Here is a 21163-nt window from a genome sequence, read left to right on the forward strand (position 1 = left end):
AAAAGCCAGGTAATTTGCGAAAGATTAACCTTAACTAACTCTAATGGCGGGATCGGCAGCGTAACATCCGGTCCCGCGTATGACACAGTTCTCCTCTGCCCCCGCCCTTCCGGTCGCCGGGCTCTTCACCCACAAGACCTACACGATGCGCCGCGCGACGGTGTTTGCCGGCCTTGCCTGGCTGACCGTCACCACGGCCTGCAGCGGCGCCGCCGGCTGGTACATTCTCAGCAAGGACGACCTGGCGGCGCGGTTGATCACGCGCGAAACCACGCGCCAATACGCCTATGAGGACCGCATCACCGTCCTGCGGGCGGATATCGACCGCCTGGCCAGCCGCGCGCTTCTCGACCAGGACGGCGTCGAGGCCCGCGTCGACGAGCTCGCGACCCGGCAGGCCGAAGTCGAATCGCGCCAGGCGCTCGTCACCGCGCTCGCCGACACGCTCCAGACCGGCGGCATCACCTCAAGCATCAAGGCCCCGCTGCGGCCCCGGATACTCAAGACGGAGGAGCCGATTCGTGCCTCGGGAATCACCAGCTTCGCGCCGATCATGCCGGCCAAGCCGATGCCGGCGCCAGACACCCCGAGCCTGCGCGGCGCCGAGACCGGCAAGGTGGACACCAACAAGACCGATGCCGGCAAGGCTGCTCCCTGGTTGTCGGGAGCCGGTGAACCCGAGCCCCAGCCCCCTGCCCAGCGGGTTGCGGCGGCGCTGACACGGCTGGACCGCGCCATCGCGACAACGGCAGGCGCGCAGCTTGCCGCGCTGAAGGACATGGATGAGAGCCTGGCCGATTCGCAGAAGCGCATGCACGGCGCGCTCGCTGAAATCGGCATCGACACCGACAAGATGAACCCGGTCGGCCCCGTGGCCGGTGGCACCGGCGGCCCCTTCGTGCCCTTCAAGATCGACCCGTCCAAGGGGCCGTTCGAGGCGACGCTGGATGCGCTGCAGCCGCGTATCGCCGCGGTTTTCCGCTTGCGCGGCCTCACCGAACAATTGCCGCTCGCTCGGCCCATGGCCGGCGATGCCGATTTCACCTCGAATTACGGCTATCGCGTCGACCCTTTCACGCGTAGCCCGGCGATGCATACCGGCGTCGATTTCCGCGCCGAGGCTGGTTCGCCGATCCGCGCCACCGCACCGGGCAAGGTCATTGTCGCCGAATATAATGGCGGCTACGGCAATATGGTCGAGATCGAGCACAGCAACGGCGTCAGCACGCGCTATGCTCATATGTCGGCGATCCTGGCCTCGGTCGGCCAGATCGTGACGACAGGCACGGTGATCGGCCGTGTCGGTACCACTGGTCGCTCGACGGGTCCGCATCTGCATTACGAGACCCGGATCAACGAGGAGCCGATGGATCCGACCCGCTTTCTGCGCGCCGGAGCCAAGCTCGCCGGACGGGCGACGCTCTAGGATTTTTCGAGCCGGAGCGGAGCTCGGCCCGCGTGACGGCACCAAGCCGAACCCAGACGAAAACAAAATGGCCGGCCCTGCCAGGGCCGGCCATTTCGCTTATTGGAGCAAGCTCGGCTCGAAACCGCCCATTCCTGAGCGTTTTCGAGCGAAGCGGTCGCCAGTTCGCGTGAAGAAAACGCGTCAAAACAAAGGGTTAGAGCAATTGCATGATCCAATTGGATCTGAAATTGCTCTAGTCGATGTCTTCGACCTCGACCTCGGTGCCATAGACCCGCTGCGCCAGCGAGGCTTCCATGAAAGGGTCGAGCGCGCCGTCGAGCACGTCGCTCGGGGCCGTCGAACTCACTCCCGTGCGCAGATCCTTCACCAGCTGATAGGGCTGCAGCACATAGGAGCGGATCTGGTGGCCCCAGCCGATATCGGTCTTCGAGGCCTGCTCGGCATTGGCCTTGTCTTCGCGCTTCTTCAGCTCGACCTCATAGAGGCGCGCGCGCAGCATGTCCCAGGCCTTGGCCTTGTTCTTGTGCTGCGATCGTTCCTGCTGGCACGAGACTGCGATGCCTGACGGGATATGGGTGATGCGGACAGCCGAATCGGTCGTGTTGATGTGCTGGCCGCCCGCGCCCTGCGCCCGGTAGGTGTCGATCCGGCAATCGGATTCGTTGATGTCGATGACGATGCGGTCGTCGACAACGGGATAGACCCAGACCGAGGCAAAGGAGGTCTGCCGCCTGGCATTCGAATCGAACGGCGAGATCCGCACGAGCCGGTGCACGCCCGATTCGGTCTTCAGCCAGCCATAGGCGTTGTGCCCCTTGAACTGCAGGGTCGCCGATTTGATGCCGGCGGTGTCGCCGTCCTGGTATTCCAGCGTCTCGACCTTGAGCTTGCGCCGCTCGCCCCAGCGCCGATACATCCGCAGCAGCATCTCGGCCCAATCCTGGCTTTCGGTACCGCCCGCGCCGGGATGGATCTCGAGATAGGTGTCGAGCATGTCGGCTTCGCCCGACAGTAGCGTCTCGACCTGCCGGCGCGCCGCCTCGGCCTCGACAGTCTTGATAGCGCCCTCGCCCTCGGTGATGGAGGCTTCATCCTCCTCCATCTCGCCGAGCTCGATCAGCGTCAGCGCGTCGTCGAGATCACGTTCGAGCTTGACGATGCCGTTGATCTGATCCTCGAGCGAGGTGCGCTCGCGCATCAGCTTCTGCGCGGTGTCGGCATCGTTCCAGAAATCGGGCCCCTCCGAGAGGGCGTTTAGTTCGGCGAGACGGCGTTGTGCTTGATCCCAGTCAAAGATGCCTCCTCAGCAGTCCAATCGACTGCTTGGCGTTGTCGAGCTGGGTCTGGATTTCAGGACGCATGGGCGTGTCAGAACTTTCGCTGAAGCTTCTTGAAGTGAAGTGCTGAGATAGGGGTGAAAGCGCCGGCTGTAAACGCCCGACGGCGTCATGGCCGGCCTTGAGCCGAGCATCTCCTGCAAGAGCTTCCTGCTCCTGCAAGAGATTCCCGGGCTTGCGCTTCACCTCACCCAAGAATGAGGTGTCCGGGTCAGTACAGGCCGCCCGTCCCGGAACCGACCGAGCGCCCGCCACCGGGCGAGACGTTGAGCGGGGTCGAGCCATCGCCGGCGGCCCCGATGACGGAGTAGCTGTCGGGCGGCGCGGTACCGGGCTTGAATGCCTCCAGGATGCCGCCCTCGCCGCCGCTACGCATGCCGGTCTTGGGATCGACCCGGATCAGCTTGATGCCAGCAGGCACGCGGAACGGCGTCGCCGGCTTGTCCTTGAGCGCCGCCATCATGAAATCGCGGAAGATCGGCGCGGCGTACTGGCCGGCTGTCGCGGAGGTGCCGAGCGACTTCGGCTTGTCGAAGCCCATATAGACGCCGACAGCGAGGTCCGGCGAGAAGCCGACGAACCAGACGTCCTTGGCCTCGTTGGTCGTGCCGGTCTTGCCGCCGAGCGGCTTGCCGACGGACTTCACCACCGTCGCCGTGCCCGCATTGACCACGCCTTCGAGGATGGAGACCATCTGATAGGCGGTCAGCGGATCGAGAACCTGGTCGCGGTTGTCGACGAGGCGCGGTTCACGCTGATTGTTCCACTTTTCGGCGTCGCAGCCTTCGCAGACGCGCTGGTCGTGCCGGAAGATGGTCGCGCCCCAGCGGTCCTGGATGCGGTCGATCAAGGTCGGGCGGATGCGCTTGCCGCCATTGACGAGCATGGCGTAACCGGCGGTCATCCGCATCACCGTGGTCTCGCCGGCGCCCAGCGCCATCGAGAGCACGGGCAGCATGTCGTCATAGACGCCGAAACGGCGGGCATATTCCGCGATCAGCGGCATGCCGACATCCTTGGCGAGCCTGACCGTCATCAGGTTCTTGGAAAACTGGATGCCATAGCGAAGAGTATGAGGCCCGGTCGACTTGCCGTCGTAGTTTTCCGGCCGCCACATGCCGAGCCCACCGCCCTGGTCGATCTCGATAGGGCCGTCGAGCACGATGCTCGACGGCGTATAGCCGTTGTCGAGCGCGGTGGCGTAGACGAAGGGCTTGAACGAGGAGCCGGGCTGGCGCAACGCCTGCGTCGCGCGGTTGAATTCCGACTGGTCATGCGAGAAGCCGCCGACCATGGCGAGCACGCGGCCGGAGAACGGATCCATCACGGTGATGGCGCCGTTGACCTCGGGCAACTGCCGCAGGCGGACCTGGCCCGGCCGGTTGTCGATGGGCTCGACATAGACGACATCGCCGACCGATACGGCCTGCGACACGCGTGCACGCCGCGTCCATTTGATGCCGTCGGGGCCGAGCGCCACGGTGGTCCGTTCACTGCGCAGCGCGCCTGAGGTCTCGTTGAGCGGGTGGAGGCCGATGCGAGCCGTGTCGCCGGTGACATCGAGAACGACGCCAAGGCGCCAGGGCGCGACATCGCCGAGCACTTTCAGCTCGCCGATCGCCAGGCCCCAGTCGCGCGCGCTCAGGTCGATCTTCTGGATCGCGCCGCGCCAGCCGCGCGCCTCATCGAAACGCACCAGCCCGTCGACCAGCGCCTTGCGCGCCATCAACTGCATCTTCGGGTCGACGGTCGAGCGCACCGAGAGGCCGCCTTCGAGCAGCTTCTTCTCGCCATAGCGATCCTGCAATTCGCGGCGAATTTCTTCGGCGAAATAGCCGGCGGCGATGTTGTTGGGCGAAACCGTGCGCGGATTGACGCCGAGGGGCTGCTTCTTGGCCGTGTCGCCGGCTTCGCGCGTGACGTAGCCGTTCTCGACCATACGATCGATCACATAGTTGCGCCGCTCGATCGCGCGCTCGCGGTTGCGGAAGGGATGCAGATCGGTCGGTGCCTTGGGCAGCGCGGCCAGATACGCGACCTCCTGCAGGTTCAGTTCATGCACCGACTTGCCGAAATAGTTCAGCGCCGCCGCGCCGATGCCATAGCTGCCCTGCCCCGGAGCCGGAGCGCCGAGATAGATCTCGTTGAGATAGAGCTCGAGGATCTTGTCCTTCGAATAGGTCGCCTCGATGCGCAGTGCGACCAGCGCCTCGCGAATCTTGCGCTCGTAGTTCTGCTCCGAACCGACGAGGAAGTTCTTCGCGACCTGCTGGGTGATGGTGGAGGCGCCCTGCGGCCTGCGATTCGAGCCGCGGCTGCGAAAATTGGTGATCGCGGCGCGCACGAGCCCTTCGGGATCGACGCCGACATGCTTGTAGAAATTCTTGTCCTCGGCCGAGAGATAGGCCTGGATGACGAGCTTGGGCACGGCCTGGATCGGCATATAGAGCCGGCGCTCGCGGGCAAATTCCGCGATCAGGCTGCCGTCGCCGGCATGGACGCGCGTCATCACCGGCGGCTCATAGTTCCTGAGCTGAGCCGAATCGGGAAGATCCTTCGAGTAATGCCAGACGAGACCGGCCGCGCCCACGGCGCCAATCACGAAGACGATCGTGCCGGCGGCAAAAAGCCACCCGAAGAGTCGCAGAACAAACCGCATAGGAGGCCCTGGCCCTCACTGTCATGGCTAGCCAGCCCGAAAAACGGGCAGCGTGAATCAATTCTATAGCATAACAGAGATGGCGGAACCGTGGCCTCAGGACCACAATTTCACGCCAAAGCCACCTGCTCGCCAAAGCCACTTGCTCGCGAAAGCCACTTGGCTCAGCGCCGGTTCTCCGCAGCCTTGCCGGCAGGCGGGCGGCCCTGCGCGAAATACCCGTCGACCGCGGCATGCACGGCCGCCACGGCCTGCGTCCGCCAGGCCGCCGAATTGAGCAATTCCGCATCCTTCGGGCTCGACATATAGCCGAGCTCGATCAGCACGGAAGGAACATCGGGCGCGCTCAGCACACGGAACCCCGCCGAGCGGAGCGGCACCTTGTGCATCTTTACCGAGCCGCCGAGCGTCTCGACGAGATTGCGCGCGAACACCGAGGAGAAGGTCCGCGTCTCACGCTTGGCCAGATCCATCAGGATGCCGGCGACGTCTTGCGTATCCTCGCTCGAATCGAGGCCCGCGACCGTGTCGGCCTGATTTTCCTTGGCCGCCAGCCGGGCCGCTTCCGCATCGGTCGCGCGCTCGGAGCCCGTATAGACCGTGGCGCCGCGCACATCCTGCGCCTGCGTCAGCGAATCCGCATGAATCGAGATGAACAGATCAGCCCCCGCCTCCCGCGCGATCTTCACCCGCTCGCCCAGCGGCACGAAGCGATCCTCATCACGAGTCATCAGGATGCGATAGCGCCCGGACGCTTCCAAGCTCTCCTTCAGCGTCATGCCGAAAGCCAGCACGACCGTCTTTTCCGCAATCGACGCCACCACCGTGCCCGGGTCGATGCCGCCATGGCCTGGGTCGATGACCACGAGCTGGCGGGTATCTCCGGCAGGCTTGACGATCTCGACCGGTGATATGGCCGCCTCGGGGCGCGTTTTCGAGGCCTCATTCGCCGCCGCCTGGAACTCCGCCCGCGAGGAGCGCTTCAGCTCGACCACGAGCTCGCCGAAGCCGCCGCGCCGGTTGCGCATCTCGGCGCGCGCGACGAGAGCGGGCTGCGCCAGGTCGATGATGATGCGCGAGCGCTCGGCCGTGAACAGGCCGAAACGGAAGGCGCTGACGAAGCCCGCGCCATTGCGCCCGGTCGTGGGCTGCATCTGGAAATTGACGGACGGCAAATCGACGATCACCCGGTCGGGCGAGGCCATCACAGATGTGCTGACGGCAACAGGCCGCGACAGCGCCACGGTCAGGCGGATGATCTCTCCGGCCTGCTCGATCCTGGCGTCGGTCGCGACCGGAAAATCATTGGCGGGCCCGGGATTGGCGTCGCCGGCGCTTACGCAGACAACGGCAAGCCAGGAGCCGAGAAGCACGCGCGAAAGCAAGCTCGCGCTGCGACGGACAAGGCCGGCGCGGAGGCTGCGGAAAGCTGGGCTGCGAAAGCGGAGCAAAGGGGTGATTGATCCCTGTCTGCGTCACCGACGCTTAACCATAAGGGCGCGAGGCCTTAACAGGGCGTTACCACGCCCGTCCCCGACCGTGAACCATGCTTGCCTGCCTCACCGTCACGATGGCTGGATGATGTGACTTGCAAATCACTGTCACCTGTCTGTAATGGGGATGGTTGCATTGCGAAGCCGCCCATGGTGCGCATCCGGATCCGAGGATCCGTCGGCGTCCGGGGTCAGGTTTAAGGCGGCCGACCCTTCCGGGTTCGGCCGCAGCAGCGCAACCGCCAACGGATCGTCCGCGGACGGCCGGCGTCAGCCACGAAAGTTCGGCGCCTGGCTAGGTCTCGCGAGCGTGCAAACGCGGCGTGCTTCGTCTTTAGGCGAGTGCGTCGCAGGTCAGGACAGATGTCGGGGCATACGACGCCGCATTTTTCATCGGTGATTCGTCCATACCTGCGGGACTGTGCCGGGGCGTTTGCCCGGCCAGGTTTCCCGAGCCGCTATCCTGTCTCGATCGAACACTTCCCCGTCCCAGACGCCGGCTTGCGCCGGCTTTTGCTCCTGCAACATGCCGGCTTTCGCCGGCCTTCACGCGGCGCCCCTGCCCGCGGCAGCGGATTCTCATCCGCAGCCCGGCGGGTTTTGATGGCGGCCGCGCCCATGGAAAATTCATATGGCCAACAAGATGCTCATCGACGCCACCCACCCGGAGGAGACCCGGGTCGTGGTGGTTCGCGGATCCCGCGTCGAGGAATTTGATTTCGAATCCGCCAGCCGCAAACCGCTGCGGGGCAACATCTATCTGGCGAAGGTGACGCGCGTGGAGCCCTCGCTCCAGGCCGCCTTCGTCGAGTACGGCGGCAACCGCCATGGCTTCCTTGCCTTCTCCGAAATTCACCCGGATTACTACCAGATCCCGGTCGCCGACCGTCAGGCGCTGATCGCCGAAGAGGCGCGCGCCGACCGTGAGGAAGAGCGCGATGAGGAGAAGCGCGAAAAGCGCGGCGGCGGTCGTCGCGACCGTGGCCGCCGAGGCGACCGCGACGGGCGCGCCAAGAAGGCGTCCCATGACGAGACCGTCACCTCCGAGATCGAGGCCGACGGCAAGGGCGCCGCGATGGTCAATGAAGGCGGGCCTGCCTTCGGCGAGGAATTCGCACCGTCAATCACCGAATCCGCGACCGAGGAAGCCGTCGAGAACGCACCCTCGCTGACCTTCGAGACGGAAACGGTCGAGGCCCTCGCCACGGACGAAGCCGCGCCGGAAGGCGAAGAGGCCCGCAAGCCGGCCGAGGACGAAGAGGACGGCGAAGACCACGCTCACGAAGACGGCGAGCATGAGGAGCCCGAGCAGCTCGGTGGCGGCGACGCGCTCGACGACATCTCCGAGCGGCCCCAGCGCCATCATCGCCGCCAGTACAAGATCCAGGAGGTGATCAAGCGCCGCCAGATCATCCTGGTCCAGGTCGTCAAGGAAGAGCGCGGCAACAAGGGCGCGGCACTCACTACCTATCTCTCGCTCGCCGGCCGTTACTCGGTGCTCATGCCCAATACCGGCAAGGGCGGCGGCATCTCGCGCAAGATCACCAATACCGAGGATCGCAAGCGCCTGAAGGAGGTTGCCTCCGAACTCGAGGTGCCCGAGGGGATGGGCATCATCCTGCGCACCGCCGGCGCCTCGCGCACCAAGGTCGAGATCAAGCGCGACTACGAATATCTGATGCGGATGTGGGAGAGCGTGCGCGAATTGACGCTCGCCTCGGTCGCGCCGGCGCTGGTCTATGAGGAGGGCAACCTCGTAAAGCGCTCGATCCGCGACCTCTACAACAAGGACATCGACGAGGTTCACGTCGCCGGCGAAGAGGCCTACCGCGAGGCCAAGGACTTCATGCGCATGCTCATGCCGAGCCATGCCAAGAGCGTGAAGGCCTATCGCGAGCAGACGCCGCTCTTCGCCGGGTTCGGCGTCGAGAGCCAGCTCGACGCGATGTTCTCCAACAATGTGACGCTGAAATCCGGCGGCTATATCGTCATCAACCAGACCGAGGCGCTGGTTGCCATCGACATCAACTCCGGGCGTTCGACCCGCGAGCACAATATCGAGGACACCGCCCTCAAGACCAATCTCGAAGCGGCGGAGGAGATCTCCCGCCAGCTCCGCCTGCGCGACCTGGCCGGCCTCATCGTGATCGATTTCATCGACATGGAGGAGAACCGCAACAACCGCGCTGTCGAGAAGAAGCTGAAGGATTGCCTCAAGGACGACCGCGCCCGCATCCAGGTCGGCCGCATCTCGGCCTTCGGCCTGCTTGAAATGTCGCGCCAGCGCATTCGCACCGGCGTGCTCGAGAGTTCGTCCGTGCCCTGCCCGCATTGCGCCGGTGCCGGCATGATGCGCTCGGCGGCTTCCGTCTCGCTGCAGATCCTGCGCGCGCTTGAGGAAAACCTGATCAAGAGCGCTTCGCATAACCTCACCGTCCGCACCCGGCCGGAGGTCGCGCTCTATGTGCTGAATCAGAAGCGCGCCCATCTCACCGATCTGGAAACCCGCTTCGCCATCGCAATCAGCATTACGGTCGACGCAACCCTGCTCGGCACGCGCTATTTCGAGGTCGAGCGCGGCGAGTTCGTCGGCAATGAAGGCCGCATCGTTCCGACCTCCTTCAAGGCGGAGGCGATCCCCGCCGATATCGACGATGACGCGCTCGACGCCGCCGCTGAAGCCGAGGCGCTCGGCGCCGAAGACGAGGGCGTCGAAGCAGGCGAGGCCACGACAACTGCTGCCGCCAATGATGACAAGCCGGACCGTGGCGATGGCGAAGCGCGCGGCGAAGGCGGCCGCAAGCGCAGGCGTCGTCGCCGGCGGCGGCGTGGCGGCGAGCGCGACGCCAATGGCGTGCGCCTCGACGGCGGCACGGATGCCGAGGGCGATGAGGATGGTCAGGACGACGACGAGGACGGCGATGAGAACGCCACCGAATCGCAGGAGACCGAGACCGTCGCTGCGGCTCCCGAGCCGGTCGTGACCGAAGTGGCGGCAGAGCCGGAAGCCGAGGCGGACGCCAAGCCGCGCCGCGGCCGCCGTGGCGGACGCAAGCCCAAAGTTGACGCCGAGACTCTGGCTGACACTGAGGCTCGGGTCGAGGTCGCCAAGGTCGTGGACGCTCCCGAGGTGGTGACCGAGGCCGTCACGGTCGAGGCTGAAGCCGCCCCGGCCGAGAAGCCCAAGCGCAGCCGCGCCCGCAAGAAGATCGTGCCGATCACCGAAGACGGTGAAGCAGCGCCGGTCGTCGCAGAAACCGCGCCGGCTGAGCCCGTCGCCGCAGAGCCGGTCGCTGCCGCGCCTGTTCCGGAACCAGAGCCCGCCCCCGTTCCTCGCGTGGTCGAGGAGCCGGTCGCAGTGGTGCTGACCCCGCCCGACCCGGACCGCCCCAAGCGCGGCGGCTGGTGGAACAAGCTGGCCGGCAGGAACTGAATGACAAGGCCGCTGCGGAACACCGCAGCGGCCTTTTTCATGAGGCGAGATGCTTGTGATGCCGCCGCCCCGCAATCGCGAAAGACAGGTGCTGACCGCGATCTGCATCGTGGCGCTCCTCGGCTTGGCCTGGATGGGATGGCAAGCGCTCGGAGGGCTTGGCGTCGGAATCCTTGGCCTTCTCGTGCTGTTCGTTGCGGTCAGGGTCGAACTTGAAGGCAACGGACCGGTCGGCGCGCAATCGAACCCGGAGTTCTATGCCAGACAGGTGCGTGCCGAGCGCGAGCAGCCTCACACCGACCGAGTGAGTCGCCGGGCGGAAAATGTGGCGTTCCTTTCATCAGCACGCGTCGGCGTGGCGGCGGGCGCTGTTCTTACTGTAGTCGGTTTCGGGCTGCTGTTTTCTGGAGCCGCGCCCAATGGGCCGATCGGCCTCTTTGAGCTTGGCGATATTTTTGTGAGTCTGTTTTTGAAGGGGCGGCCTTGGTGAAATGGCCGGCCGCTCAGTACGCGCCATTTTGAGCTCAGGCGCAGCTCAACTTGGCTTTCCCCGCGCCGGCGACGCGCAAATCACCCCGCCGCCGGCGCGAGCGGGCTGGGCGGCGGCACGGCGCTGATTGCCGCCGCTGCGCCGGCTTGCCAGGTCGCCTCCCCGCCACGCACCGTCACGGCGTTCGAGGCGAAGGGCACCCCCGCCTCGTTGAGCGCGCGATAGACCCGTTTCAACGCCTCGCGCTGGAGCGAGGAGGCCTGGTTCGGCTTGGCGGTGAATTTCAACCGGATGACGATGGCACTGTCGGTGATGTCGGCAACGCCCTGCATCTTGAGCGGCGCAATGAAATGCGGCGCGAATTCCGGATCTTCGAGCAGGGCCAGGCCCGTTTTCTTGATCGCCTTGCGCGCCTTTTCGATATCCGCCGAGTGATCGAGCCGAACGTTGAACTTCAGCGTCGCCCAGTCGCGGCTGGCATTGGTGAGGGAGGGAATCTGGCCGAACGGCACCGTATGGATCTGCCCGCTCTGGTGGCGCAACTGCATCGAGCGCAGCGATATCTTCTCGACCGTGCCCTTGAGCCGCCCGGTATCGACATATTCGCCGACGCGGAAAGCATCCTCGATCATGAAGAAGAAGCCGGAGACGATGTCGCGCACCAGCGCCTGCGAACCGAAGGAAATGGCGAGCCCCAGAATGCCGAAGCCGGCAAGCAAGGGGCCGATATCGACGCCGAGCCGCGACAGCACGACAAGCCCGGTCAGGCCGAAGACCGCGCCCAGCACGACGCCGCGCAGTACCGGCAGCACGGTGGCTAGTCGCGATGGGATGCTCTCTTCATGCGTGGCGTCCTCATCGACCGGCATCGTCGCGCCGCGCTTGGGCGCATAGGCGTCGAAGAAGCCCCGCAGGAAGACGAGGGCGACCCAGCCCGCGAAGGCGAGCATGGCGACGCCCGCCACCCGCTGCGAGAAGGCGGAGAATTCCGTCGAGCTCACGCCGAGGAGGAAGCCGCCCCAGAGCCGCGCCAGCAGATAGAAGCCGCCGACCCAGATCACGCCCCCGGCAGCTGCCCGCGCCGCATGGCCGAGCGCGAGCGTAAGCGGCGCGCGCTCGCCCAGGGCGGCGGCATGCGCCTGCCGGCAGGCCATCAGGCTGGTGATGCCGACCGCGAGGATCGGCACCAGCACGATGATGAGCTGCGTCAATCCGGCAGCCTCGGCCCAGCGTGCTCCACCCTCCATCATCGCCGCCGCGTTGCCGACCATCCAGATCGCCACGGCCGAGGTGGCATAGAGCCAGCCGGCCCCGGCTGCGATCATCCGCCGGCCTGGCCCCGGCTCATGCGATGATTCGAGGATGAGCGCCGCAAGATCGTGTCGCGCATCGATGAACCACCAGGCCTTGAACAGCGTCACGGCAATGCCGCCCAGCGTGAACAGCCCCGCGACCGGGCCGGGGCCGGCTGCGTGCTGGCCTGTGACCGCGGTCGTTAGCAGGATCGGCGAGGCGATGCCGAAGAAGACGAGCAGGCCGAAATGCCGGTCGGCCCGCCGCAGCGGCATGATCCGTCGTTCCGGCACGCCGGGAGAGAGCAGGAAACGTCCAAGGGTCAGATGTCCGGCCCCGATCACGACGCCGTTGGCGATGACACGCAAGGTCGTCGCGGCAAGATCGGGTTCGGGCAGCCAGAGCATGCGCGCGGCATGCAACGCCGCCAGGCCGACCGTGAGCGTCATCAGATCCTGGAACAGTCCCCAGGACGACGCGATCAGGCGCGGCGTGAATTCAGGCCCTTTGGGCCGCAGCCGACGCGCGAACCAACCTGCGGTCGCGAAACGGAACAGCCCCGCCGCGGCGATCGCGAGCGCCAGGCCAGCGACGATTCCCCAGCCGGCCGGAAGCCCGCTCGCACCGTTGCGGTTCTGCGCCCAGGCGCTCCGCCAGGCGTCCGGCAGCGCGGCCAGGCGCGGCACCGCGCTCACCCCTTGGGTCAGCCCATCGACGAAATGATCCCAGAACGCCTCGACCCGTGTTTCGCCCTGATCCGGGCTGCTGCTTGCCGGCGGCGTGGCAGCGTTGCTCGCGACCGCCGCTGGCGCAGCCTGGATGGGCTGGTCCTTGCCGGCGATTCTGATCTCGACCTTGTGGCCGCCGGTCGACAAGGCGTCGACCAGCTTGCGCACCGTCTCCGGTGTTTCGTCGCCCCGCAGGGTCAGCGTGACATTCGCGTTGCCTTGAGCCTGCGCGTCGCCTTGAGCCTGGGCGAAACCCGCGGACGCAAAACCCAGAGTGGCCAACACGAACAAGAGCAGCGCCAGGGTGCAGGACGCGACCGACTTGCTCGAAGACGCAAAGCAATGTCGCATCGAACCCGCTCCCAACACCAAGGACAGCGCGAGTTGCACGGGAATCCCCGCTCTTGGCAAGCGCCGGGCTCACTATGCCCGCTTTGCGCTCAGCCGCGCTTCAGCCAGGCCCCGATCCGTTCGACTGCCTGCTCGCATTCCGTGAGCGAGCCAGCGAAGGAGAGCCGCACCGTACGGGCTCCACGGCTTTCGTCGAAATCGAGCCCGGGCGTGATCGCGACGCCGGCCTGGTTCAGAACATCGCGGCAGAAGGCCATGGAATCGTTCGAATATCTGCCGATGTCGAGATAGATGTAGAAGGCCCCGTCGACAGGCAGGAACTCACCCAGCCCGATCTCCGGCAGGGCCTTCAGCAGATAGGCGCGGTTTGCAGCGTAGCCGGCCTTGATCGCCTCGCACTCCGCGGTCGCCTCGAAAGCCGCCTCGCCTGCGACCTGGCTGAGATAAGGCACCGAGATCGACAAATTCTGCTGCAACCGCTCGATCGTGCGCACCAGCCGCTCGGGCACCACGAGCCAGCCGACGCGCCAGCCGGTCATGCAGTAATATTTCGAGAAGGAGTTGACGATGATGGCGTCGGGATCGGCGGCAAGCGCTGTCGTCGCCGGCGCCTCATAGGTCAGCCCGTGATAGATTTCGTCGGAGATGTACCAGAGGCCGAGCCGACGACATTCCGCCGCTACGGCTGCGATGGCGTCGGGGGCCATCACCACACCGGTCGGATTGGCGGGGCTCATGGTCAGCACGCCGGCGAGCGGAGCCTGGGCATGGGCTCTTGCGATCAGCTCCGGCGTCAGCGCGAAACGGGTCTCGGGCCCGACCTCGATCGCGACCGGCTCCAGCCCCAGCGCGATCAAGATGTTGCGATAGGCCGGATAACCCGGAGCAGTGATGGCGACGCGCGCGCCAGGCTGGAAACAGGCCAGGAAGGCCAGGATGAAGCCGCCCGAGGAGCCCGTCGTCACCACGACGCGCTGCGCCGCCACGGTGACGCCATAGCTGTCCTGATAATGTCGGGCGATGCGTTCCCTCAGCGAATCCGTGCCGAGCGCCTGAGTGTATCCGATGCGGCCATGCTCCAGCGCGCGGCCGGCCGCCGCGCGGATCGAGGCCGGCGTCGGCGCGGAAGGCTGCCCGACCTCCATATGCACCACCGAACCGCCATTCCGCTCGATGGCGGCGGCCTGGTTCATCACATCCATGACGATGAAGGGCGAAACGCGCTCGGCCCGTGCGGCAAGCGCGGGGATAAGGAGGCTGGAAGGGGCTGGCTGGGTCATGCCGGTTGCCGTAACCGAGCAGCCCTCATCTCGCAACCGCTGTCACAGCTGTGATTTGACGCAGTCCCGGCAAGAGCCCAGAAGCAATTTTGAAGGTTTTTCGAAACCATGATGGGGCGAGATGCCCTGCCGGCCAGCGCCGGCCTGCCCGAAAGGACGACGATGATCGCGCTTCCCTTCCTTCTGCGCCTTGACCTTGCGGTGCTGCGCCGCGCCGGCCTCGCGCTCTCCGCGCTCCTGGTTGCCGGCAGCCTGACGATGGCGCCGGCCCGCGCGCAAAGCTCGGCTCTCACCCCCGAGCAGCGCAAGGCCGTGGTCGATCTGATCCGCGAGACGCTGCAGCAGAACCCCGAACTGGTCCAGGAAGCGCTGGTCGAGATCGAACGCCGCAACACGGTCGCCCAGGCTGAGGCGCAGCGTAGCGCCGTCACGGCCGAGAAGGCCCGCCTCGTCGATCCCGCCACCTCGGCGATCGTCGGCAACCCGCAGGGCGACGTCACCATCGTCGAATTCATGGATTACAATTGCGGCTTCTGCAAAAGGGCGCTGGAGGATGTCCGCGCGCTTGCCAAGGAAGACCCGAAGCTCAAGGTCGTGATCAAGGATTTCCCGATCCTCGGACCGGATTCGGTCGAGGCCAGCCGCGTCGCGGTCGCGGCCATGAATCAGCTCCAGGGCGCGAAATATTTCGAGTTCCACAACAAATTGATGGCGACCAAGGGACGCGTCAACGGCGCCAAGGCGCTCGAGGTCGCCAAGGATGCTGGTGCCGACATCGAGCGCCTGAAGAAGGACATGGACGCCTCGGCGACCAAGGCCGTGATCGAGGACACCGTCGCTCTGGGCGATCGTCTGGGCCTCACCGGCACGCCCGCCTTCATCCTCGGCGACGAGGTTGTCTTCGGCGCAGTCGGCCAGGCGGCGCTGAAGGCCAAGATCGACGCCGTCCGCAAATGCGGCAAGGCGACCTGCAGCGGCTGAGCCCTGCCGACTTTGGTCGGGCTTCGCCCTTCCCCTGCCGGTCCGCAGCGTTTATGAGGGCGGCGTCTGCCGCTTTCATGCGGTGCTGGAATCACCGCGCACCATGGTCGCCGTCCACGTCCTCAACGGTCCCAATCTCAATCTGCTCGGCACCCGCGAACCCGCCACCTATGGCGCGGTGACGCTGGCCGGCGTCGAGGAGAGGCTGAAGGCCAAGGCGCTCGCGGCCGGCGTCGAGCTGACCTTCCGCCAGACCAATTACGAGGGCGAGCTCGTCAGCTTCATCCAGCAAGCGGGCCTCGCTGGTGCGGGCATCGTCATCAATGCCGGCGCCTATACCCATACCTCGGTCGCATTGCGCGACGCGATCAAGGGCACCGAGGCGCTGGCCATCGAGGTGCATGTCTCAAATGTCCATGCCCGCGAGGAGTTCCGGCACCATTCCTACATGGCGCCGGTCTGCGTCGGCGTGATCTGCGGCTTCGGCGTCGCAAGCTACGATCTTGCTTTCGACGCGATCGTGCCGCTTCTGCAGAAGCGGCTCGCGAAACCGGCGGCCTGAACCGCCAGTATCTTCCACAGGATGGCGTGAGCGCGCTCAGCGCTCCGCTGCCAAGACGACAAAGACGGTGACACCGCCATGGCGACCAAGAGCCCGATCGACCCCGAACTTGTGCGCGAACTCGCGCAACTCCTGAACGAGACCGATCTGACCGAGATCGAAGTCGAGAAGGGCGATCTGCGCGTCCGCGTGGCCCGCACCATCACGGCAACGGTGCAGGTGCCCGCTTCCGCTGCGCCCCTGCCCGTCGCAGCGCCCGTCGCCGCAGCCCCGGTCGAGGGCAAGCCGTCCGCCGCCCATCCCGGTGCGGTCGCCTCGCCGATGGTCGGCACGGCCTATCGCCGCGCTTCGCCGGAGGCCAAGCCCTTCGTCGAGGTCGGCAGCATCGTGAAGGCGGGCGAGCGCGTCCTCCTGGTCGAGGCGATGAAGACCTTCAACGACATCGTCGCCCCCCGCGCCGGCAAGGTCGTCGCGATTCTGGTCGAGGACGGACAGCCGGTCGAATATGGCGAGCCGCTGCTGGTGATCGAGTGAGCCGGGCCCCGAGCGAGGATGGCCGATCCGATTTGGGCTTCAAGATGTTCGACAAGATCCTGATCGCCAACCGGGGTGAGATCGCGCTGCGCGTGCTGCGCGCCGCCAAGGAATTGGGTATCGCCACGGTGGCGGTGCACTCCACCGCCGACGCCAACGCCATGCATGTGCGCCTCGCCGACGAGAGCGTCTGCATCGGCCCGCCCTCGGCGCGCGAGAGCTATCTCAACATCCCCGCTTTGATCGCGGCTTGCGAGATCACCGGCGCGGATGCCGTCCATCCCGGTTACGGCTTCCTCTCCGAGAATGCCCGCTTCGCCGAGATCCTGGACCGGCACAACATCACCTTCATCGGCCCCAAGGCCGAGCATATCCGCAGCATGGGCGACAAGATCGAGGCCAAGCGCACGGCCAAGGCGCTCGGCATCCCCTGCGTGCCGGGCTCCGAGGGCGGCGTCACCGACGATGACGAAGCCTTGCGGATCGCAGCCGAGATCGGCTTCCCCGTCATCATCAAGGCGGCGTCCGGCGGCGGCGGCAAAGGCATGAAGGTCGTGCGCAATCCCGATGACATGTCGGTTGCGCTCTCGACTGCCCGCACCGAGGCAAAGGCCAATTTCGGCGACGATGCCGTCTATATCGAGAAATATCTGGAGAAGCCGCGCCATATCGAGATCCAGGTGCTCGGCGACGGCAAGGGCCACGCCATCCATCTTGGCGAACGCGACTGCTCGCTGCAGCGCCGCCACCAGAAGGTCTGGGAGGAAGGTCCCTCGCCCGCACTGAACGCTGGCGAACGCGACAAGATCGGCATGGTCTGCGCCAATGCGATGGCCAAGCTCGGCTATCTCGGAGCCGGCACGATCGAGTTCCTCTATGAGGATGGCGAGTTCTATTTCATCGAGATGAACACGCGTATCCAGGTCGAGCATCCCGTCACCGAGATGATCACCGGCATCGACCTCGTCAACGAGCAGATCCGGATCGCAGCCGGCGCCCCGCTCTCGATCATGCAGAAGGATGTGGTGATCGAGGGCCACGCCATCGAATGCCGGGTCAACGCCGAACATCCCGCGACCTTCCGGCCCTCGCCGGGTAAAATCACGTCGTTTCATACGCCGGGCGGCCTCGGCGTGCGTGTCGATTCGGCCGCTTATCAGGGCTACACGATCCCGCCGCATTATGATTCGCTGGTCGGCAAGCTGATCGTGCATGGTCGCAACCGGGCCGAATGCCTGATGCGCCTGCGCCGCTCGCTCGACGAATTCGTCGTCGACGGCGTCGACACCACGCTGCCGCTGTTCCGCACGCTGGTACGCAACCCCGACATCCTGAACGGCGACTACAACATCCACTGGCTGGAGAAATTCCTCGCAGCCGGCGGGATGGGCGAAGACGGCGCCTAAGACACCGTTCTCCACAGCCCTCATCCTGAGGAGCCGCGCAGCGGCGTCTCGAAGGATGCTTCAGAAGGCTCCGTAAGCATCTGCATCCTTCGAGACGCAGCCTATGGCTGCTCCTCAGGATGAGGGCTGTGGAGCGCGGAGACCGATTTGACTCCCCGCGCGGCCCGCGCTCCCATCACGCCATGAAGGCCCGCTCCGTGCCCGTCCGCTCGCCGCTGATCACGCCTGAGATCATGTTGCGCGCCTATACAGCCGGCATCTTCCCGATGGCGGAGAGCGCCGACGATCCTAATCTGTTCTGGGTCGAGCCCGAGATTCGCGGCGTCATCCCGCTTGCCGCCTTTCATCTGTCGTCGCGCCTGGCCCGCACCGTCCGCTCCGACCGTTTCGAGATCAGGGTCGACAGCGCCTTCGATCATGTCATCTCGGCCTGCGCCGAGCCCAAGCCCGACCGGCCCGAGACCTGGATCAATGGCCGCATCCGCGAGATCTTCGGTGAATTGTTCCGCCTCGGCCATGTCCACACGGTCGAATGCTGGCGCGAGAACAGGCTCGTTGGCGGGCTCTACGGGCTCTCGCTTGGCGGCGCCTTCTTCGGCGAAAGCATGTTCCACCGCGAGACCGACGCCTCGAAGGTAGCCCTCGTCCATCTCGTCGCGCGGCTCAGGCTCGGCGGCTACAGCCTGCTCGACGCACAGTTCCAGACCACGCATCTCGCCCAGTTCGGCACCCAGGAGGTGCCGCGCTCGGCTTATCAGGGACTGCTGGAACGAGCTGTCGCGAAACCCGGCAATTGGTGGTCCTGGCCCAAAAGCGTGGGCGTCAACGGGGCCCAGGCACTGGCCGAACTCGCTCCAGGCTGAGGCCCGAGCTTCCCGGAAGCTGACAGAGCCTCAGCTCTCATGCCAGAGCATGTCGAACGCTCTCAGCGATTGCCGCCGGCGGGGTCGCGAGGGCCGGCCGGGTTGGTCGGGAAGAAGCGCTGGCTCGGCGCCTGGCGCGGCGCGACCGGCACGCCCTGGGGCGGCTGCACATCGATGCGTCCGCCCGGCGCCGGCGCGTTTGGCGCCTGGTTGACGTCGCGGGCCGGAGCGGTGCGCGGCCGACGCGGCTCTTCGGGAACCGGAGCCTCCGGCTCCTTGGGGTCGACGACGAGTTCCGTTCCGCCTTTGCAGTCGGTCAGCCAGACATCGTAGATCGCATGCTCGACGCCGTGCAGGCCGGGGCTCGCCGCATACATCCAGCCGGTGAAGATGCGCCGGTATTCGTTGTTGAAAGTCACCTCGTCGACCTCGGTGAAGGAGGTCGTCTGCGGCGCTTCCGTCGGCGGGCGCGTCCAGCAGACGCGCGGCGTGATCTGCAACGCGCCAAACTGCACCGTCTCGTCGACCGCCACCTCGAAGGAGATGATCCGCCCGGTGATCTTGTCTAGCCCGGCGAAGACCGCAGTCGGATTGCGGATGCGATCGGCCGCAGCGGGCCCGCCCAGCGCAAACGAAACAAGCGTAGCAAGGGCCAGAACGGAAAGGCTGCGGGACGGCATGCTCAAAACGATTCTCTGTCGCGCGAGGTCTCCGCGCGCTGGCGGCTTACCATGGCAAAGCGAGCGGAAAAAGGGCGATTGCGGTCTCCGCGCCAGCCATGCCTCATCGTCACGGGCGCCTGGCTGAAGTGGCCTCCCCCGATTGCGGACTTTCTGGACACTCCCATGACACGACAGCGTGCTCATCGCACGGCAGCGTGATTTTCCTTGTTGCGAATAATTTGCAGAACTGTATCTTGCAAATAATTCGCAAGAGCAGGTGATACCCAATGGACGCCTTCGTCAGGAAGCCCCCCGCCGGTTGGCGCCAGGATCGCGGCGACGCCTCGCTCACCGACGTGCATCGCTCGGTCGACGTTCAAGGCTCCAAGCCAGGCTGGCGACGCGCGGCCGCATTCGTCGGCCCGGGCTATCTCGTCGCCGTTGGCTACATGGATCCGGGCAACTGGGCGACGTCGATCGCCGGCGGCTCCAAATTCGGCTACACCCTGCTTGTCGTCGCACTGCTGTCGAACATCATGGCGGTCGTGCTGCAGGCGCTCTGCGCGCGGCTTGCCATCGGCTCGGGCCGCGATCTCGCGCAGGCCTGCCGCGATTCCTTCCCGAAGCCGGTGGCGCTCACACTCTGGGCGATGGCCGAGATCGCCATCATCGCGACCGATATCGCGGAGGTAATCGGCACCGCGATCGGGCTCAACCTGATCTTCGGTATCCCGCTCGAGATCGGCGTCCTGATCACGGCGCTCGACGTCTTCCTGATCCTGTACCTGCAGCGGCTCGGCTTCCGCTGGGTCGAGGCGTTGATCATCACCCTGCTCGGCGTCATCGCCATCTGCTTCACCATCCAGATCGCGCTGGCCGATCCCGATTGGGGGGCGGTGATCAGGGGCTTCGCGCCGACGACGCAGATCGTCACCAATCCCGAGATGCTCTATCTCGCGCTCGGCATCCTGGGCGCGACGGTGATGCCGCATAATCTCTATCTGCATTCGGGCATCGTGCAGACCCGCGCTTATGGCGAGAGCCTGCCCGAGAAGCGCCAGGCGCTGAAATACGCCACGATCGATTCGACGGTGGCACTGACCTTCGCGCTCCTGATCAATGCCGCGATCCTGATCCTGGCTGCGGCGACCTTCAACAAGACCGGCCAGACCGATGTCGCCGAACTCGGCGAGGCGCATAAGCTGATTGGCCCGCTGCTGGGGTTGGCGATCGCACCAACCCTGTTCGGTATCGCCCTGCTCTGCTGCGGCATCAATTCGACCGTGACTGCGACGCTGGCCGGCCAGATCGTCATGGAGGGGTTCCTCAAAATCAAGCTGGCGCCCTGGCTGCGCCGTCTGATCACGCGCGCCATCGCCATCGTACCTGCCGCCGCCGTGACCATCTGGTATGGCGACAGCGGCACGGCGCGACTCCTGATCCTGACCCAGGTCGTGCTCAGCCTGCAGCTTTCCTTCGCCGTCTTCCCGCTGGTGATGTTCACAGCAGACAAGGCGAAGATGGGCGCGCTCGTCGCTCCGCGCTGGCTTGCCATCTTCGCCTGGCTGATCGCGATCGTGATCGCGGCGCTCAACATCAAGCTGCTGTTCGATTTCGTCATCGGCAGCTGACGCGACGATTGGTCTGGCGACCGCGAATCGG

16 protein-coding genes are annotated in these 21163 nt (G+C 65.7%); 9 read left to right on the plus strand and 7 right to left on the minus strand.

All coding sequences use genetic code 11. The features are described from left to right. The first annotated feature begins 79 nt into the window (after positions 1 to 79). Positions 80 to 1426, plus strand: a complete 1347-nt coding sequence (locus tag RMR04_RS14830) for a M23 family metallopeptidase (protein WP_311915357.1) — start codon at positions 80 to 82, stop codon at positions 1424 to 1426. 235 nt (positions 1427 to 1661) lie between these two features. On the opposite strand, the gene prfB is transcribed toward RMR04_RS14830, so the two are convergent. The 4 genes from prfB to RMR04_RS14850 form a co-directional block, all read right to left on the minus strand. Then, positions 1662 to 2790 (minus strand): peptide chain release factor 2 gene (prfB, locus tag RMR04_RS14835; RefSeq protein ID WP_311915358.1). Its coding sequence is split into 2 segments (ribosomal slippage): positions 1662 to 2720 and positions 2722 to 2790, totalling 1128 coding nucleotides; the frame shifts between segments, so codons are not numbered across the junction. Continuing rightward, the gene (locus RMR04_RS14840) at positions 2719 to 2961 is read right to left on the minus strand and encodes a hypothetical protein (RefSeq protein WP_311916079.1); all 243 of its coding nucleotides are present in this window, start codon (positions 2959 to 2961) and stop codon (positions 2719 to 2721) included. The genes prfB and RMR04_RS14840 overlap by 72 nt, the downstream gene beginning before the upstream one ends. 16 nt (positions 2962 to 2977) lie before the next feature. Next, entirely contained in the window at positions 2978 to 5425 is a 2448-nt protein-coding gene (locus RMR04_RS14845) for a penicillin-binding protein 1A (protein WP_311915359.1), read from the minus strand. Positions 5426 to 5589: 164 nt separating this feature from the next. Then, positions 5590 to 6810, minus strand: a complete 1221-nt coding sequence (locus RMR04_RS14850; RefSeq protein WP_311915360.1) for an N-acetylmuramoyl-L-alanine amidase — start codon at positions 6808 to 6810, stop codon at positions 5590 to 5592. 739 nt (positions 6811 to 7549) lie between these two features. Here RMR04_RS14850 and RMR04_RS14855 point away from each other — a divergent pair. Beyond that, positions 7550 to 10351, plus strand: a complete 2802-nt coding sequence (locus tag RMR04_RS14855; protein ID WP_311915362.1) for an Rne/Rng family ribonuclease — start codon at positions 7550 to 7552, stop codon at positions 10349 to 10351. A 58-nt stretch (positions 10352 to 10409) separates the two neighbouring features. Beyond that, positions 10410 to 10841, plus strand: coding sequence for a hypothetical protein (locus RMR04_RS14860; RefSeq protein ID WP_311915363.1), 432 nt, complete (start codon positions 10410 to 10412; stop codon positions 10839 to 10841). An 80-nt stretch (positions 10842 to 10921) separates the two neighbouring features. On the opposite strand, the gene RMR04_RS14865 is transcribed toward RMR04_RS14860, so the two are convergent. Both RMR04_RS14865 and RMR04_RS14870 read right to left on the minus strand, forming a co-directional pair. After that, positions 10922 to 13213 (minus strand): mechanosensitive ion channel family protein, encoded by a 2292-nt coding sequence (locus RMR04_RS14865; protein ID WP_311915364.1) that lies wholly within the window; start codon positions 13211 to 13213, stop codon positions 10922 to 10924. A gap of 89 nt (positions 13214 to 13302) precedes the next feature. Then, positions 13303 to 14493, minus strand: a complete 1191-nt coding sequence (locus RMR04_RS14870; RefSeq protein WP_311915365.1) for a pyridoxal phosphate-dependent aminotransferase — start codon at positions 14491 to 14493, stop codon at positions 13303 to 13305. Positions 14494 to 14604: 111 nt separating this feature from the next. Here RMR04_RS14870 and RMR04_RS14875 point away from each other — a divergent pair, with 111 nt between their 5' ends. From RMR04_RS14875 to aat, 5 genes are all read left to right on the plus strand, one after another. Next, positions 14605 to 15474, plus strand: a complete 870-nt coding sequence (locus tag RMR04_RS14875; RefSeq protein WP_311915366.1) for a DsbA family protein — start codon at positions 14605 to 14607, stop codon at positions 15472 to 15474. Between the two features lie 103 nt (positions 15475 to 15577). Then, on the plus strand, positions 15578 to 16036 hold the full coding sequence (gene aroQ, locus RMR04_RS14880) for a type II 3-dehydroquinate dehydratase (RefSeq protein ID WP_069691500.1): 459 nt from the start codon (positions 15578 to 15580) through the stop codon (positions 16034 to 16036). Between the two features lie 78 nt (positions 16037 to 16114). After that, entirely contained in the window at positions 16115 to 16570 is a 456-nt protein-coding gene (accB, locus tag RMR04_RS14885) for an acetyl-CoA carboxylase biotin carboxyl carrier protein (RefSeq protein WP_311915367.1), read from the plus strand. A gap of 44 nt (positions 16571 to 16614) precedes the next feature. Beyond that, positions 16615 to 17976 (plus strand): acetyl-CoA carboxylase biotin carboxylase subunit, encoded by a 1362-nt coding sequence (gene accC, locus RMR04_RS14890; protein ID WP_311915368.1) that lies wholly within the window; start codon positions 16615 to 16617, stop codon positions 17974 to 17976. Between the two features lie 182 nt (positions 17977 to 18158). Then, positions 18159 to 18839 carry a leucyl/phenylalanyl-tRNA--protein transferase gene (gene aat, locus RMR04_RS14895; RefSeq protein WP_311915369.1) on the plus strand — a complete coding sequence of 227 codons (681 nt, stop codon included), beginning with the start codon at positions 18159 to 18161 and terminating at the stop codon, positions 18837 to 18839. Positions 18840 to 18901: 62 nt separating this feature from the next. On the opposite strand, the gene RMR04_RS14900 is transcribed toward aat, so the two are convergent. Beyond that, positions 18902 to 19519 carry a DUF2155 domain-containing protein gene (locus tag RMR04_RS14900; protein WP_311915370.1) on the minus strand — a complete coding sequence of 206 codons (618 nt, stop codon included), beginning with the start codon at positions 19517 to 19519 and terminating at the stop codon, positions 18902 to 18904. A gap of 269 nt (positions 19520 to 19788) precedes the next feature. On the opposite strand from RMR04_RS14900, the gene RMR04_RS14905 reads away from it, so the two are divergent. After that, a complete protein-coding gene (locus tag RMR04_RS14905; protein ID WP_311915371.1) occupies positions 19789 to 21132 on the plus strand; it encodes an Nramp family divalent metal transporter in 1344 nt (447 codons plus the stop codon). Positions 21133 to 21163: the final 31 nt, after the last annotated feature.

The organism is Bosea sp. 685 (assembly GCF_031884435.1).
Taxonomy (GTDB): Bacteria; Pseudomonadota; Alphaproteobacteria; order Rhizobiales; family Beijerinckiaceae; genus Allobosea.